Origin of the sequence: Arthrobacter sp. GMC3 (genome assembly GCF_002929305.1) — a bacterium.
In the GTDB taxonomy this organism is placed as follows: domain Bacteria; phylum Actinomycetota; class Actinomycetes; order Actinomycetales; family Micrococcaceae; genus Specibacter.
The window spans coordinates 51034-67058 of the sequence record NZ_PJIO01000008.1; the positions used below are offsets into that span (position 1 = coordinate 51034).

14 protein-coding genes are annotated in these 16025 nt (G+C 57.6%); 5 read left to right on the top strand and 9 right to left on the bottom strand.

The genetic code is table 11. The features are described from left to right. The first annotated feature begins 297 nt into the window (after window positions 1–297). From CXQ94_RS13755 to CXQ94_RS13775, 5 genes are all read left to right on the top strand, one after another. A complete protein-coding gene (locus tag CXQ94_RS13755; RefSeq protein ID WP_104091147.1) occupies window positions 298–1233 on the top strand; it encodes a glycosyltransferase in 936 nt (311 codons plus the stop codon). 3 nt (window positions 1234–1236) lie between these two features. Further along, window positions 1237–2055, top strand: a complete 819-nt coding sequence (locus CXQ94_RS13760; protein WP_146070315.1) for a hypothetical protein — start codon at window positions 1237–1239, stop codon at window positions 2053–2055. Further along, a complete protein-coding gene (locus CXQ94_RS13765; RefSeq protein ID WP_104091149.1) occupies window positions 2052–2753 on the top strand; it encodes a hypothetical protein in 702 nt (233 codons plus the stop codon). Before CXQ94_RS13760 ends, CXQ94_RS13765 begins: the two co-directional genes overlap by 4 nt. Then, on the top strand, window positions 2753–4354 hold the full coding sequence (locus CXQ94_RS13770) for an O-antigen ligase (RefSeq protein ID WP_104091150.1): 1602 nt from the start codon (window positions 2753–2755) through the stop codon (window positions 4352–4354). The genes CXQ94_RS13765 and CXQ94_RS13770 overlap by 1 nt, the downstream gene beginning before the upstream one ends. A 90-nt stretch (window positions 4355–4444) precedes the next feature. Continuing rightward, window positions 4445–5488, top strand: coding sequence for a glycosyltransferase family 2 protein (locus CXQ94_RS13775; protein ID WP_104091151.1), 1044 nt, complete (start codon window positions 4445–4447; stop codon window positions 5486–5488). A 431-nt stretch (window positions 5489–5919) separates the two neighbouring features. Here CXQ94_RS13775 and CXQ94_RS13780 read toward each other — a convergent pair whose 3' ends face one another. The 9 genes from CXQ94_RS13780 to CXQ94_RS13815 form a co-directional block, all read right to left on the bottom strand. Next, window positions 5920–7170, bottom strand: a complete 1251-nt coding sequence (locus CXQ94_RS13780; RefSeq protein WP_104091152.1) for a glycosyltransferase family 1 protein — start codon at window positions 7168–7170, stop codon at window positions 5920–5922. A gap of 52 nt (window positions 7171–7222) precedes the next feature. Continuing rightward, window positions 7223–8314, bottom strand: coding sequence for a glycosyltransferase family 2 protein (locus CXQ94_RS23080; protein ID WP_306418904.1), 1092 nt, complete (start codon window positions 8312–8314; stop codon window positions 7223–7225). A 13-nt stretch (window positions 8315–8327) separates the two neighbouring features. Then, complete coding sequence (locus CXQ94_RS23085; RefSeq protein WP_258067082.1) at window positions 8328–9812, bottom strand: lipopolysaccharide biosynthesis protein; 1485 nt, start codon at window positions 9810–9812, stop codon at window positions 8328–8330. Continuing rightward, window positions 9809–10876 carry a glycosyltransferase gene (locus CXQ94_RS13790; RefSeq protein ID WP_104091153.1) on the bottom strand — a complete coding sequence of 356 codons (1068 nt, stop codon included), beginning with the start codon at window positions 10874–10876 and terminating at the stop codon, window positions 9809–9811. The genes CXQ94_RS23085 and CXQ94_RS13790 overlap by 4 nt, the downstream gene beginning before the upstream one ends. Further along, window positions 10873–12006, bottom strand: a complete 1134-nt coding sequence (locus CXQ94_RS13795) for a DegT/DnrJ/EryC1/StrS aminotransferase family protein (RefSeq protein ID WP_104091154.1) — start codon at window positions 12004–12006, stop codon at window positions 10873–10875. The genes CXQ94_RS13790 and CXQ94_RS13795 overlap by 4 nt, the downstream gene beginning before the upstream one ends. 1 nt (window position 12007) lies before the next feature. After that, entirely contained in the window at window positions 12008–12682 is a 675-nt protein-coding gene (locus CXQ94_RS13800; RefSeq protein ID WP_104091155.1) for a NeuD/PglB/VioB family sugar acetyltransferase, read from the bottom strand. A 5-nt stretch (window positions 12683–12687) separates the two neighbouring features. Next, entirely contained in the window at window positions 12688–13809 is a 1122-nt protein-coding gene (locus CXQ94_RS13805; protein ID WP_104091297.1) for a DegT/DnrJ/EryC1/StrS aminotransferase family protein, read from the bottom strand. 77 nt (window positions 13810–13886) lie between these two features. Beyond that, window positions 13887–14897, bottom strand: a complete 1011-nt coding sequence (locus CXQ94_RS13810) for an NAD-dependent epimerase/dehydratase family protein (protein ID WP_104091156.1) — start codon at window positions 14895–14897, stop codon at window positions 13887–13889. Next, window positions 14894–16003, bottom strand: a complete 1110-nt coding sequence (locus CXQ94_RS13815) for a Gfo/Idh/MocA family protein (protein WP_104091157.1) — start codon at window positions 16001–16003, stop codon at window positions 14894–14896. Before CXQ94_RS13815 ends, CXQ94_RS13810 begins: the two co-directional genes overlap by 4 nt. Window positions 16004–16025: the final 22 nt, after the last annotated feature.

The window sequence follows — 16025 nt, forward strand, 5'->3', positions numbered from 1 at the left end:
TTTCCCTTTTGTCGAAGCGGAACTTCCAGAACTCAAATGGTCGATGTACCAGGGGCAGGTTGGCATGCACCACACCAACACTCGCAGCGGGACGCGTGGGCTACGGCCCGGCAGCAGCGCCAGCACATCGGAACGAACTCCTGATGTCCAGGCCTCTTTGGAGCGTTGGCCATTTGACGGCCTCGACACAGCCCCTTTTTTTTCGCCTGCACTCGTCGCGCGTAGCCGACGTCAAGCGGCAACGTTTTGCGCGGGGGGACGCGACGTTTCGAGCCGGACAACGACAGGCGAACACAAATGAGCAAGCCACAAATCGACCACGTTTTCATCACGAGATTTAATGTTCCAACACCTGGGCGAGAAGGCCTGATCAGAGCGCAGGAAGGTTGGCTGAAGGACCGTATCGCACTTTTTGAACGGTTTTGTGCCCCATCCATGGGCGCCCAGAGGGTGCAATCTTTTCATTGGTTGATTTATTTCGATCCAGACAGCCCACAATGGTTCATGGACTGGGTTCAGTTGGCAAGGCAAGCGTATAAATTTACTGCCGTTTTCCGCACATCTGTCCACCGCGACGATCTAGTCGCTGACCTCCGTCGGATCACAGACAGTCGCGGTGAGGTGCTGTTGACGACCAACCTTGACAATGACGACGGACTTTCCGTCGACTTCGCGGAGCGACTTCAGGCTTCGATAGGATCTGCCACGCGAACGGCTGTCTATCTGACTCGAGGTGTCATCCTCCGAGATTCGCGCACTTACCTGCGGTCCGATGGTCGAAACGCATTCTGTTCGGTCGCTGAGGGGTGGGAATCGCCGGTTACGGCATGGGCTGACTGGCACAATCGGCTGGAACTATCTATGCCAGTCAAGGAACTCGCCGGTGATCCGGCGTGGCTCCAACTAGTTCATGACCGCAACGTCAGCAACAGGGTGCACGGGCTTCTGTGCAGCCCGTCCAATTATGCCGACTTGTTTCCCACAGCCCTGGCATCGTTGCCAGACCCCGCACTTCCTGTTGTCGCAATTGAGAACGGTCTACTAGTTCCCGCAAGGGCAGCCAAGTCGGCCGTTCGCCACGCTACCAAGTCGCTCATGATGCAAGTCCTAGGCAAAAGTGGTTTTGATGCAGCGAAGAACCAAATTTCAGCTGTCTCTGCCAAGACTCGCAAGTTTATTTCTCGTTCCAAGAATCTACCTTGGTCTCAGGAAAATATGGAATCGGAGGAATGAGTCGTGCACATTGGTGAAACGCTTAAGAGTATTGGAAGACGTTGGTACGTTGTCCTTTTGGGAATACTATTGACGGTAGGACTGGCCTATATGGTCAACACAAGAGTTCCCACAACCTACGAATCTAAAGGCAGCATTCTCATTATGCCACCAAAATTCACTGTGGGTGCCGAGGGGAATCCCTATCTGTTTCTCAGCGGAATGAACCAGGCCGTAGACGTTCTTGTTCGCCGGGCGAGCGCCCCGGAAGTAACGGCACCTCTGTTGAATCGGTTCCCTGGGGCTAGTTATACCGTTGCAGCCGATGGCACCACTAGTTCCCCCATCCTTATGGTGACAGCCAACGCGTCGACGGAAGCGCAATCATTACTGATACTCGACGCCGCATTAAAGTCAGTGGACGCAACATTGTCCATCATGCAGGACGAGGCCTCGGTCAAGGACATCAATCGTGTTCACGGGCAAGAACTCGTTGTAGATAAAGTTGCCACGCCCAAGACCAAAACAAAGATCCAACTCTTGCTTGCGGCGGTCGGTGCCGGATCGATTGGTACCCTTTGGCTGGCAGGCTTAGTGGATGGATGGATCATCGGTCGCCAACAACGAATGCGCCGTGCGAGCAAAAACGAGCTTGCCATTGAACACGACACCGAGACAAACGGCGTTGTCGACAAGCCGCCCACGCCCACCCGCCGACGTAAAAAGAAGGAAGTCACGCTCGTCAGCGAGGTCGCGGTTCTCCACGATGTTGTCGCCAGTTCCGAACCAAAGGTGGAAACTGCAACAAGTAACAAGGCCAAATCTCCAATGAACGTGCTATGACCGTAGACAAGCTTATCCAGCTCTGCGCCAAACGATGGTATGTGTTTATCGTGGTTTTGACCTGTGCCACTGCGGCAATCTTTGGGCTAAATACGAACGTGCGGTTATATACGGCGCAGGTCGAATTCATTATGGTTTCACCTGGAACATCTGTGAATTTCGGGATGGCTGACGAGACAAGAGTATCGTTGGTGAATTTCGCTGACATCGTTGTCAGGGAGTTCAATGACAAAACTCCCACCTATTCTCTTTCAGCTCCGAAAGCATCACTTTTCGGCAATGGGATACGCGACGGCATATCGGTCCGGCTTGCGGACAGCGGCACACAATGGAGCCCCTCCTTCGGCACCCCAGTCATTACTGTCCAGATCATCAGCTCAAGTCCCGATCAAGTTTTGGCAAAATTAGATGAAATATCGACAAGAATCCAAGATCTCACGAGTAAAATACAATCAGACATAGGTGCTAGTCCAGCAACATTCATAAAAGCTGACTTCGATCGGACCAGTATAGACATTCATTCGTTCGGACCCACGCGTGCTGGCAAGCTTAAAGCCGAGGTCACCATAATCGCCGTTGCATTTTGCCTGTCAACCATCATCGCTGAATTCATTGATCGACGCTGGCCAAAAAGATCTCGCAAGCCGATGAGGCAGGTCATTAATGAATCCAAAAAAACTCGAATGGTGGCCAGCTAATGACACCCTCAGCCGGCGGGGAAAAAAGCGACGCAACCGACCGCACGAAGCCGGGGTTTGACGCAGTTACATTCCTGACGATTTATTTATTCCTCTTCACTGCGATCCCCTCAAATTTGACAATTCCAGCCCTTGGCTCGATTGGGCGTCTCTCCGTTCTTTGGGGATTGTTTGGAATCATCTGGTGGGCCTTTTACCGGGCCCAGCTGACGATTCCGATAACGCGACGTGCCAATCCCGTAAAAATTGTCTTGCTCATCTTCCTGTCAATGTTGGCCCTTAGTTATGCCATAGCAAACCTGCGAGGAATTCCAACAGATTCGGCAACCACGGCAGACAGTAGCCTTCTCCGCCTCGCCAGCTGGGCGGGGGTTGCCTTGGTGGCTATGGATGGAATCCGTGGTCGGGACCGATTGCATACACTTTTACGCAGAATGGCCGTTGCAGGAGCCCTCATGGCGCTGCTTGGCATCGCACAATTTATCACCAAACAATCTCTTGTTGACGCAATCTCGCTGCCGGGTTTTGCTGTTAGCGACGACACCGGCAATGTCCAGGTACGTGGTGACTTCACCAGGGCTGCGGGAACGGCGCGACATCCGCTTGAATACGCTTCCATGCTGTGCGCGACCCTGCCGCTTGCACTCGGACTTATTGCCACCGACAAGCATAAGTCGATTTGGCGCCGTACATGGCCAGCTCTGGTCATTACCATAGCAGTGGTTCTGTCAGTATCCCGTTCCGCCCTAATCGGCGTATTTGTTAGCTTGCTGCTCTTCGCTCCAGGCGTCCCTAAGCGCTATCGCTTGCGAGCCGTCGCAGGAGGAATAGTACTGGTCGTAATAATGGCCTTTGCCGTCCCCGGCCTCATGGGTACTGTCCGCGGGATGTTCTTGTCGATAGACGACGACCCAAGTGCCCTGTCACGGACAAACAGCCGCAGCGCGGCGATCCTAATTGCCCTTCGGAATCCGTTCTTTGGCCAGGGATTCGGGACATTCCAGCCGTGGGAGCTCGTAATGGACAATCAGTATTTGACTCTCTTCATCGATGGCGGGTTTCTTGGCGTCCTAGCATTATTGACCCTAGTTGTCACCGCAATGGTTTGCGCATGGTCCATTGCGCGAAAGTCCACTGATGCAGCTTGGAGAATACAAGGCTTCGCCCTGGCCGCGGGAGTCGGCGGCGTCAGCGTCATGTTTGCGTTTTTCGACGGTTTCGCTTTTCCCATCACGTCCGGGATTCTCTTCTTGCTACTGGGTATCATCGGGGCCATGGCACGCCTCCGTCAGGGCAGCCCCGAGACGGAAAAGCCAGGTGAAGCTACGTCATGGACATTTGTAGAGACGCCTCCGAGCCAAAAGGGTGGCGTTGGCACGGGCCAACACGAGGTTCAGGACCCAGTGCAGAACTCGCGCCCATCACAACGTCCAGACAATCACATGCGGGTTGATGGATCCGACCGGAAGTTGACGAATGGTGACATGGGTCCGCCCTTGGTATTGCCAATTACGATTCCAACACAGGGCAATTACAAAGGCGATTTCGTTGGTTGGGGGCTTAAGAAGTCCCGCAGGAAACCGAGAAAAGGAGCAACGTGATTCTGCGTCCTCTATACCGCCAGTCCCTTCTTCAAGGAGGAACGTGCATTCCTCATACCCCCCCCTCTCGTGCACTCAAGGAGAATCTGAATGCTGAACTACGCGATCGTCGTGGCGACACGGAACCGGCTCTCGATGCTGAATACATCTCTTCCGCTGTTTCTCGCGCAGACTCGACCACCTTCCCGAATCGTGGTCGTCGACCGGAGCGACGACCACCCGCCAGTCCGAGCATATTGTCAACAGCTTGCGGCGACGTCAGACATACCGATCGAAATCGTGTACGGCGAGGCGGCCAATTCGTCAGCACAACGAAACCAGGGGTTGGCGCGTGTCACCGAGCAGGTCGTCGCCTTCCCCGACGACGATTCTCTGTGGTATCCGGACACGGCCGCAGAGCTTTTGGCTGTCTACGAGGCCGACGCGGAACATCGCTTCGGCGCGGTATCGGCCACCGAGAGCAGGTATCCCCCTGCCGGTGCGCCCCTCGACCGCCCCCCGGCCCAACGATCAATAAAAGACGACGTCCGAATCCTTCGATGGCGCAATCGAATTGAAAATCGCCTTGTGCCACAGCCCTTCAACCTTTACGGAACGGAGAAGATTACCGAGTTGGCGCCTTATGCGACAGCTGATGGTCTGAGCTACCCGATAGTAGAGACGATCGGCGGATATCTGATGAGCTTCCGCACCAATGTGGCGTCCGCATTGCTGTTCGATGGGCTGTTGGGATCGCGCATAGGGTACGCCACGCACGAGGACAAAGACCTTGGCCTTCGGGTACTTGCCTCCGGATCGCTCATCGCAGCAGCCCCCCAGGCCTTAGTGTTCCACAATGTGGCACCCGGCAAGCGTGCCAATGGCTTTGATTACGGCTTCTTCCATGTGCTCAACTACGCATACATCTCCCAGAAGGTGTTTCCGCCCGGCTCGCGTGCACTCGCCAGCCTGCCAAGGTACCTGCGCTACAAGGTGTTTCTCTACTCGCTTCGGCGTTCAGATGCGTACGTGAGGGACATTCACCGGGGTGCTGTCGCCGCGTTCTCCGGGAGGGACTTGATCATGTCGGCTCCGCGGAGCCGTCTTGCGGAGGCTTACGCGGAAGTGTGCGACCGTTACCGCCCGAGGGGATGAGCTTGGCCCGATATTGGACTGCGCAGTTTGGTGGTGGACCATGTTCACCCGCGAAGTGAACAAAGTGTTAAGTTCCGCAAGCGAGGTGATCTGGGAGCCGGCCTTCGGGCTGGCGCACGGCAGCATCGGCGGGCTACTGACAGTGATCTCACCCAGGAACTGGCTCGCGACAGTGTTAGTAGGGTCGGCCGCTCGGCGAGGTGCCCCTCACGAAGCTCTTTTCCGCTTGGCCACCGTCCGAACCGGACGTGCCAGAATACCGTCCACTCGTCAAAAACTCCGAAGGCTTTCACACAACCGGCCCAAGACACCCAAGGGTGACACCAATTGGGTCAAACCCGGCATCGAGCCCGTCAGACTGGCAGGCTACAAGGATCAACTCCAAGACAAGGAGCCACTCGTTAGTGGGATTTTGGTCCAATCATATGGGCCTATGCTCCAGCCGCCGACGCCTGAATAATGCTTCCCCGTTCGAAAACATCCACAACCTGATCCCCCGTGTCACCCCAACCAGGCAAACTATCGGCATAGCTGCGTCGTTTGGCAAGTTCGGCTTCATCCATCGCGACTACCGCTGACAAACCGTCGGCGATCGCCTGTGGTGTTGACGGCACCCACACCGGCCCGGACGTCGCCAAACTCAATCGGGCCATAGGCGAATCGTTTATGACAGGGATCGCTCCCGCCGCGAGCATTTCAACCGGGGCCAGTGAGACATTCGTGTACGAAAGGGCCAAACCAGCCAAAGAACGGTTGTAAAGAGCGCAGAGTGAGGCTGGAGTGACGCTACCGTGCGCCGTTACCGGGACGGACCACCGGGTCGGAGTATCCCCCACAACATGTATCTCCTGATCCGGATGCGCCTTGTGGAACAGTTCCAAGGCCTGTTTGGCAAGCCAGTATCCGCGCCGATCGTCGCGCTTTTTGGCATAAAAAACGACCCCATTTCGAACGCGATTCTCAGAATCTGAATTCGAATACACAGCTGTGTCACAGCCGAAGGGCACAATAGCGGACGCATTGACACTCGCGAACGATGCCAAACACGATGCCACCATTTCCCCCAAGGCAATCATCGTGAATCCGAACCTGTAAGTGTCCTCCGCGAGTTCCCACAGAGGACCCCGTGCATGGAAGAAGGGTTCATAATCTTGGATGAAATAATACTTGGGGATCGACTCGACCGCTCGCCGAGCAACGACGTGAGCAGATTCCCAGGAACTGGCGACAACCACGTCAATACCGTCAATACGCGGCCGCGCACTGCGGACCTCAGCTTTAACATCAGGCCAAGACGTTCGGATCGTATGAATGTGTCTGTCGATCTTCTCCGTGTCTTTGTCGTACACGAAGATCACGCACCTGTGACCACGTTTTTCTGCGGCCTGAACCATACGAAACAATGTCGTATGACCTCCGGAGCCCGCTTTTGGTGGCATACAAACCCAGCCAATCGTCAGAGGCGTGGTTCTGGATTGAAAGGGATCGACTTGTCTGTGTCCCACCGATACGGCCTGCGATTGGCAAATATCATCCCACAGGAGTGGAAAACTATTTTCGCGCCAACCAAACAAATCTTCTGACTGCCACGACATGCGTTGGGCTATCTTTCCGGCCACCCCAAAAGCACCGTCACGGCGAAACGCTCTGCGGCTCATTTCAATCTTTTCAACAATTGACATGTCATTCAATTCCTTCGTGTTGTGGGATCACCGGGCGGACCATCCTGGCCAGTTAATACACGCCCGTACGGTGCCATCTGTACCAGCGAACTTCGCTTGCCACCCTCCGACGCGTACGCCGGCATGCGGCAACCACCGTCGACGCGACCCCGCTCAATCGTTCCTTCCGGCGCCTTTCAAGACCTCTCCAGGCGCGGAGGCTTGCTGGGTTTTCGACCAGGCTCCGCGCGAAATACAGGTATGAAGCCACCAGTGCGCCTTGTCCGCGACCGCAGTCAATTTCATGGGTGGCAGATAAAACAGCTTGACTTGCCAAAGTTCGATAGGCCAGTTGATGCATTTTGGGCGCGTCGGTCAATGGAAGACCTGGCTCGCCGAATAGTACGTCGAACATTCCGGCTCTTTCACGCAAATCAAGCAGTTCATCGACTTCTTGTTCGGACATGCTTCCAGGATGGTCTCGATGCCATGCTTGATCAGCCCCGTGTATGTAGGCCACGTCTCCGTGTGCGGCCATTCGAAGCCACATTTCCATGTCATTCGTGTGAGGTAGATTCCTCACGGGGCCAGCCTTCTCAACGGTGGCCCGCCGCATCATAACTTCGGGCGAGGTCATGACGTTGTCCCCTCCACGACATCTGTCTTCCAACCACTGCAAGCCTGACCAAACGGTCCACGATTTTGCCAAGGTCCTTGGTGCAGGCAGGCTGTCACCGCGGAAGTGGAGAGGATGCCCGTAGATGAGTCCAACGCCCGGGAACGCCCGGGCTACGTCAACTCCCCTCTTAAGCGAACCCGGCGTAAGGAGGTCATCCGCGTCAATACGCACCACAAATTCACCGGTTGCTGCGGCCAAACCGACATTGAAGGTTCCCACGAGGCCAAGGTTTACCTCGTTTTCAATCACAGACACAGTTCCTTGGTGTATCAGCGCCAACCCGCGAGCCACATGGACGCTGCCGTCAGTGGACTTGTCGTCGACAATGATCACGTCTACGTCGACACCCAGTTGTGCTAGCGCGCTTTCAGTGGCTTCTGGCAGATAGTGCCCATAGTTATAGCAAAGTATTATTACCGTTACCGTTGCCGGCATCCCGTGCGCTGCAGCGGCACGGACTCGCTTCTTTGTTCGAGCCTTCTTCATGAATGTCACTGCGTCAAACCCCCAGTTCCTTGTCGTGGAGCACTCGCTCCAGTGCACTCTCGTCAAAGTTCTCTGATATTGGCTGCCGAATCAAGTGCATCCTGCGCAGAATCCATCGAAACATCAATAATCCATAGATTGCCAGCCCTGCAAACCCGCTTAGGAGAACTCCCAACACCGGGATACCCTGGCTTGAGGCGACAATCCAAGCCACCGCGGAGGCCGGGATGACGGCCAACAGCGGGGGCCACACCACGTTCCACAATGGAACAAGCGAAACGCCGTTGCGTCGAAGAGCGATTGAATAAAACGCAGCTACCAGAACACCCACGGCAACATGCGACCAACCTGCCCCCGGCAGGCCAAACCACATAATCCCCAAAACTATGGCTGGGATCAGCACCAGAAACCAAGCCACCTGAACCCAAAACACATCCCTGGTCGCCCCGCGAGCCGTCAAGAAAGATGCGGCTAAATCAAAGGCAGCCCTAAACGAACCGAACAGCCCCAATGCCTGGAGTATCGGAACTGCAGGCTCCCACCGATTCCCGTAAAGCAATGCCACCACAGGTCCTGCGACAACGGCCAACAGCACGCCTGCAGGCAGCGCCACCGCCCAAGTCAGGGCCAAAGCATGTTCAAAGGAGCGGTCCCCTCCTTTTGCTCTAGCCGTTTGCGCAAAAGCAGGCAGGGCAACGGCCCGGATGGCCTGGCCGAGGGCATTCATTGGCCAACTTGATATGTTGAAAGCCAGGACATAAAAACCCAAAGCCATTGGTCCAGCCATCCGTGAGACGGCGACATTATCGATGTTCAGCAATGCCCACGACAAAAGATTCGCACCCGCAACGGGCAGGCCAAAAGCCAACACCGGCCGAACTTGAATGCGATCCCACCCAAACCTCGGCCGCTCTCCCGCAAACCAATACTGCAGAATGAGCGTCGACAGCTGCGCGCAAATGCGGCCCACCGCAAGGGCCATCACACCCCAACCCGAAAATATGAGGGCCAACGTGATTGTCGTGCTAATGGCAAAGTCAACCAAGGAGATAGTGAACAATTTCCGTTGCTCAAACCTGCGACTCAACGTTGCATATGGTACGACTCCCAGACCGGCTAGTAAAAGGGTCAGGGAAAGCACCGAAATGACGCCTGCTGACTCGGGGCTGCCTAGCATGCTAGCGGCAAACGGTGCTGTGCCTGCCATCGTCAGGGACAATGTAATCCCGGAAATAGCCCCGAGCGTCGCCACCGTAGGAGCAATGGCCTTCGGATTCTCCGAGCGGATCAAATCTGCGCTCAAGCCCAAGTCTGCCAGTGCCATCAAGATTGCCTGCACCGTCAACGCGAGTGCGTAAACTCCAAATTGTTCTGGCGCGAGAATTCTCGCCAGAACGATTCCCACCACCAAGCTACCCATGCGAAGAACCAGGCTGTTTATGCTGCTCCAGACCAGGCCCTTCCGGACGGCGCCTCCCAGACCTTCAGAATCACTCATATCCCGTACCGACGCCAAATTCTCCACCGCAGTGCCCAACTCAAGCGGTCATACGTCAAATACGTTTTCCGCATCAATGGGTGCGAGATTCGGCCCAGTTTTTCCCACCAGTCTCTCGTCTGCTGCAAACGCCCAGGCGTGGACACCAACGCTCTGTATGAGGTTGCCAGGGCGGTTAATTCTTGTCCCCCGGCGCCAGAATAGCCCGCGCCCAAATGGCGGGCAACGGCAGCGGTCCTGGCGGACTCACGAGCCAGAGCCACCTGAACCGATGCTCTGAGCGCGGGCTCTTTGCTAAGCTGCGCCCCATGGACTTTGAAGAAGGATTCGAAAGCTCTTGCTCTTCCCTCAAAGTCCGCCACAATCCCGCCGAAATCCGTTATGTGCATATTGTCCCCGTGCACCCGATAAAATGCCTGGTCAGGTCCATTGACCCGCCCCACACCGCCCAAGCTCGCTGCCTGCATCCACAGCAACATGTCGGCAGCGTGGGGATGATCGGGATCGTATCCGCCGATATTCGTCAGGATTTCCCGTCTAATCATGGCTTCCGGGTTGGTTATCAGGTTAGTCCCACGGTGGCAGATTCTTCGGATCCAGTCCTCGCCTTTCCAAATGGACCAGCTTCGCACGTGGATCCGGGCGGAGGGAATTTCGGACTCAAACGAGGGTGCATAGCCATAGACAAGTCCAACTTCCGGGTGTGCCTCCATTAGGGCAGCAGACCGGGCGAGTGAACCCGGGGCCAGAACATCGTCTGCGGACAGCAGCACAACATAGTCGCCCGTCACGAGCTTGAGCCCGTCGTTATAGGTGGCGATATGGCCCTGGTTGCACTCGTGTTCCACAACCATAACCCTCGAATCCTCAGACGCCAGCTGATGGGCGACGGCTACACTACCGTCCTGTGAAGCATCGTCCACGATAATGACTTCCACGTCGACGCCAGGCTGGGCAAGAACGCCGGCCACGGCATCCGGAAGAAAATGGCCATAGTTATAGCAGGGAATGACCACGGAGACGATCGGAATTGTTTCAAGCCGCGTGGGTCGCACCATTTTCATGATCGCCGCTCCTCTCCCGCTATTGCCTTTACAGCACCAACGAGCGCCTCAACAACCCGTTGCTGCTGCGCCGCCGTGATGTGCGGGAAAATTGGCAGCGAAAGGATCCGGCCCGCTGCGGCCTCAGCTACGGGAAAATCGCCCTCTCCCTTGCCCAAGTACGAGAACGCCTTCGTCAGGTGCACGGGCGTTGGGTAGTGGACTCCTGCGCCGATGCCGACGTCATTCAGGAACTCCAGAACAGCGTCACGACTGTTCACCTGGACAACGTAGAGGTGCCAGACGTCCTCGTAGTCCAGGCGCGGCACCGGCAGTGAGACACCCGGCACATTGGCCAACAACTCCCCGTATCTGGCTACCGCCTCACGGCGCTTCTGGTTCCAACTTTCTAGGCGCCGCAGCTTGGCTTTAAGCACAACAGCCTGGATGGTGTCCAACCGAGAGTTCATGCCCACCACGTCATGTACGTACTTGCTGGGGCTGCCATGGCCGCCGAGCATCCGCACCTGCTCGGCAATGTCTGGATCGTTCGTTGTCACGGCACCGGCGTCACCGGCTGCGCCCAAATTCTTGCCCGGGTAAAAGCTGGTTGCGGCCGCGACTCCAAAGGAACCGGAAACCTTTCCGTTGTGGCGGGCCCCCTGTGACTGCGCGGCATCCTCAATCACGGCCGCGCCGCATGATTCAGCGAGGGCCAGGATCTCCTCCATTGGGGCAAGCTTTCCAAACAGGTGGACTGGAACAATGGCCTGGGTTTTCGGGCTGATGGCCCCGGCCACGCACATCGGGTCGATGAGCAGGTGTGCCGCGTCGACATCGACAAGCACCGGCACGGCGCCAATGCGGGCCACGGCCTCTGCAGTCGCTACAAACGTGTTCGCGGGAAGAATGACCTCCCCACCAACGCCGACCCCGGTAGCCCGGAGAGCAAGTTCCAAGGCATCCGTGCCATTGCCGACACCGATGCAGTGGGCCGCACCTACATAGTTCGCGTATGCGCTTTCAAACTCCTTGACCGCGGGCCCGCCGATGTACGCCGCCGAACGCAGCACCCCCAAGACTTCGGCCTCTGTTTCCTCTGCGATCTCGGCCTGTTGCGCCCGCAAATCCACCAACGGAATGTGTTCCATGCTAGACAATCCTCCCCAGTTCCTTGACAAGTTCTTCTGTGTGGTGAGCCACGATCGGGCGGGCAGGTACCCCCACCCACGTCTGCCCGTCAGGAACGTCGGTAACGACGGCGGCCCCCATCCCCACTGTTGCACCCGCACCGACCGTGCGGCCCTCCCGAACGCTTGAGTTCATGCCCAGATACGCCGCCTTGCCAACGTGCACGCTGCCGCCCAAGGAGACCCCTGCGGTCAGCGTCGCAAAGTCCGCCAGCTCGTCGTCGTGAGTCAACGTCACGTTGGGCATGAGGACCACGTGGCTGCCCACGCGGACGCCCGCGGTCAGCACCACGTTGGAAAGCAGGACGCTCCCCGCCCCCACTGTGGTCCCCACAGATACAATGGCCGTCCGGTCAATCACTGTCGCGTACCGTTCGCTGCGCACGCCAAGCAGACCGAGGCGCGAGGCGATCACTTCCCGGACCGCGCCCTTCCCTGCGCAGATGAGCACCCGGGCGTTGGGATGGTCGACGACGTCGGGGATCCCTCCCAACACCCGAACGCCATCGATTATGGTGCCTGCGAGCGCGGGATCGTCGTCGAGAAACCCGATGACCTGATGGGCGCCAGAACTTCGCAGGGAGGCTAGAACCTCACGGGCCAGACCGCTGGCCGCCACCAACATAACCTCATCCACGGCTCTCACACCCTACCTGCGGACCGGACCGCGTCAATGACCCGTTCCTGCTCGCTATCGGTGAGTTGGTGGTAGACGGGCAGGATCAAGGTGTTGTCCGTCAGTCGCTCTGTCACGCGGAGCTCAACTGTGCCAGTATCTTTTCCGGCATAAGCGGGTTGACGATGGGAGGCCATGATGCCGCGACGGGCCGAGATGCCCTGTTCGGCCAGGTGTTGGAGCACCCCCTCGCGGCTGGCGCCGAAATCCGGTAGTACTTCCAGCCAGAACGATTGGAAGTTGCTGGTGCCGTGAGCGGGATCCTTGGAAAGCCGAAGTCCTGGCACATCCGCCAGGCCCTCTGTGTATCGGGCCACGATCTCCCGGCGGTGGCGCACCGCTTCCTCGAGCCTACCCAGCTGGACCAGACCGACGGCGGCCTGCATATCTGTCATACGGAAGTTGAAGCCGATTTCGGAGTATTCCTCCGGCTGGGCCAAAACCGACGAATGGCGGCTGGCTGCCGACGCACTCATGGCGTGTTCACGCAGCTTGGCTGCCCTCTGCGCCCAGTCAGAGCGGGAGCTGGTGAGCATGCCACCTTCTCCCGTGGTCAGGATCTTTCGAGGGTGGAACGACCAGGCCGCCACTTCGGCTCCGGCCGCAACGGGCCGCCCCTTGTAGGTGGAGCCGGCGCCGCAGGCGGCGTCCTCGATGACGATGATGTCCAGCGGGTCGCACAGGGCCCTAATCGAATCCAAATCCACCGGCATGCCGCCCTGATCAACCACAATCACCGCTCGCGTCTTCGGGGTCAGTGCCATGGCGACGCTATCCGCTGTGACGTTGCCGGTTTCCAAGTCGACGTCGGCGAATACCGGCCGGGCTCCCACGTAGGTGGGTGCGTTGGCCGTCGCTATGAAGGAGAAGGAAGGAACGACGACGTCGTCTCCGGCCTTGATACCAGCCACCACTAATGCAAGGTGTAACGCCGTCGTGCAGTTGGAGGTGGCAACGGCGAAACCTGCCTTTTGCGCCATGGCAAATTCCGTCTCGAACTGGGCAACTTTGGGCCCCTGCGCAACCCAGCCAGAGGCGATGACAGCTGCTACAGCCTCCGCCTCTTCGGGGCCGAGCCATGGCTTCATGACGTTGATGCGGGGCAACACGTCAGGGGCCAGCTGTTCGGGCCCACTGTCGGAAGAGGTGACTACAGCATCAACGCTCATGCGGCACCTCCCGTTGCTGAGCCAACCAAACGGCCGGCCCCGATTTCCTCCCGCAACGGCTCCCACCACCCAACAAGCTGGCGCAATCCATCTTCGAGTCCCGTAGTCGCTGTGAATCCCAGGTCTCGTTGGGCAGAGGAAACATCGGCCAGACGCCGTGCCACCCCATTGACGGCCCGTTCTGGGCCATGCTCCACGGGAAGTTCGGAGCCCATGGCAGCTAGTAGCGACTCTGCCAGCCCTAGGAGGCTGGTCTCGGTTCCGCTAGCAATGTTGTACACGCCCTCTGTGACGTTGCTGCTTGCCGCCAAAATGTTGGCCCGGGCAATATCTTCGGTGAAGATGAAGTCCATGGTTTGCTGCCCGTCACCAAAGATCAATGGGGGCCTGCCGTCTGCGATTCGTTCCATCCACCGCACTAGAACCTCGGTGTACAGCCCATGCACGTCCATTCGAGGCCCATAGACGTTGAAGTAACGCAGAAGCACATAGTCCAGCCCACTCATCGCCTTGAAACTGCGTGCCATTCCTTCATTGAAGGACTTAGCCGCACCATAAAAGGTGTCGTTATTGTGGTGGTGGTGACGTTCAGTGGTGGGGAATTCCTCGGCCATGCCGTAGACGGAGGCGCTGGAGGCGGAAATGACTTTCTCCACCTTGTGTGCGGCTGCTGCCTCAAATACGTTGAACGTTCCGTCAACGAGGACTTCCAGAGCCAACCGAGGCTCTTCCGCGCACTGGGTGATGCGAATGGCCGCCTGGTGGAACACCAAGTCCTTACCCCGGGTGAGGTCGTTGACAGCGTCCCGATCCCGGAGGTCCCCGTCTATCAAGTCAACTTTTCCGCTTTCCAGTGCTGTAGCCAGGTTGGCCCGTCGTCCACGCACCAGATTGTCCAGCACATCTACGTGGGCTGCCCCAGCCTCAAGGAGCTGGTCCACAATGGTTGATCCTATAGTTCCGGCACCTCCTGTCACCAGAATGTTGGCCCCCTGAACATCACTCATCGCGTTCCCTCCAATTGAACTTCGCTGCTTTCCACGTTGCTTCTGTCGCCACCGTTTTCCAGGCTCCGCGTGGCCGCTTCCAAAACATTGAGCACACGCAGACCCGCCACACCACTGGTGCGGGAAGGCCTGCCTTGGCGGATGCTGGCGGCAAATTCCTGAACCATCAACCCCAGCGCCTCTTGCTCCGGCAAGGCCGGGGACCAGGTGTCGCCCAACCTGTAGGAGATTGCTTGTGCCTTGCGTTCTGCGGCTGTGATGGATGCCTTGTCGAGATTGACGCCTCGGTCGTAAACACTCAGGCGTTGTTGTGGGTTTAGGTCATCCCAGACCAGTGTGCGTTTGGAGCCGCCGATCACCATCTGGCGAATCTTGGTGGGACTTAGCCAGTTGACATTGATGTGGGCCATCCCATTGTTGGGCAGCTCAAACGTCAAATGGCCCACACACGACTTCCCAGTCCCCAGTGGATCGGCGCCCTGGGCCATGACGGACTCCGGGGCCAGGCCCCCTGGCAGGATGAAGTCAATGACGGACAGATCATGGGGCGCCAGATCCCAGAACACGTCTACGTCGGGCTGAATCAGTCCTAAATTGATCCGGACGGAATCGATGAACAAGATATCGCCAAGCTCGCCTTCTGCCACCAGCTCACGGATCTTAATGGCTGCGGGTGTGTAGCAGTACGTGTGGTCTGCCATGAGAGTCAGGCCAGCGTCGGCGGCCACACCGACCATCTCCCGGCCAAGTTCCCCGCTGGCCGCCAGAGGCTTCTCCACTAGCACGTGCTTGCCGGCACGAAGCGCGGTCAGGGCTACCATGTGGTGGGTCCGGGCAGGCGTGGCGATTGCCACAGCGTCGACGCCGGTGCCGACAAGGAGCGCATCCAAGGAGGCAAACACGGGGATATCCCCCAACGGGCCAGCCACTTTGCGGGCCCGTTCCAGGTCCATGTCAACGATGCCGACCAGTTCCCAATCTGGTGCGGCCTTGAAGTTCCTGGCTAGGTTGGGACCCCAATATCCGGCGCCAACGACGGCCACCCGAAGCTGAACGTCAGACGGAATTGGATCGGAGCCGTTATGTAAAGGTAATGCTGAGACCATTGCTTTTCCTTTTCTTTTCAGT

Coding starts and splice junctions, on each gene's coding strand:
- CXQ94_RS13755 (WP_104091147.1), top strand. CDS start 298: ATGAGCAAGCCACAAATCGACCACGTTTTCATCACGAGATTTAATGTT.
- CXQ94_RS13765 (WP_104091149.1), top strand. CDS start 2,052: ATGACCGTAGACAAGCTTATCCAGCTCTGCGCCAAACGATGGTATGTG.
- CXQ94_RS13770 (WP_104091150.1), top strand. CDS start 2,753: ATGACACCCTCAGCCGGCGGGGAAAAAAGCGACGCAACCGACCGCACG.
- CXQ94_RS13775 (WP_104091151.1), top strand. CDS start 4,445: ATGCTGAACTACGCGATCGTCGTGGCGACACGGAACCGGCTCTCGATG.
- CXQ94_RS13780 (WP_104091152.1), bottom strand. CDS start 7,170: ATGTCAATTGTTGAAAAGATTGAAATGAGCCGCAGAGCGTTTCGCCGT.
- CXQ94_RS23080 (WP_306418904.1), bottom strand. CDS start 8,314: ATGAAGAAGGCTCGAACAAAGAAGCGAGTCCGTGCCGCTGCAGCGCAC.
- CXQ94_RS23085 (WP_258067082.1), bottom strand. CDS start 9,812: ATGAGTGATTCTGAAGGTCTGGGAGGCGCCGTCCGGAAGGGCCTGGTC.
- CXQ94_RS13790 (WP_104091153.1), bottom strand. CDS start 10,876: ATGAAAATGGTGCGACCCACGCGGCTTGAAACAATTCCGATCGTCTCC.
- CXQ94_RS13795 (WP_104091154.1), bottom strand. CDS start 12,006: ATGGAACACATTCCGTTGGTGGATTTGCGGGCGCAACAGGCCGAGATC.
- CXQ94_RS13805 (WP_104091297.1), bottom strand. CDS start 13,809: ATGAAGCCATGGCTCGGCCCCGAAGAGGCGGAGGCTGTAGCAGCTGTC.
- CXQ94_RS13810 (WP_104091156.1), bottom strand. CDS start 14,897: ATGAGTGATGTTCAGGGGGCCAACATTCTGGTGACAGGAGGTGCCGGA.
- CXQ94_RS13815 (WP_104091157.1), bottom strand. CDS start 16,003: ATGGTCTCAGCATTACCTTTACATAACGGCTCCGATCCAATTCCGTCT.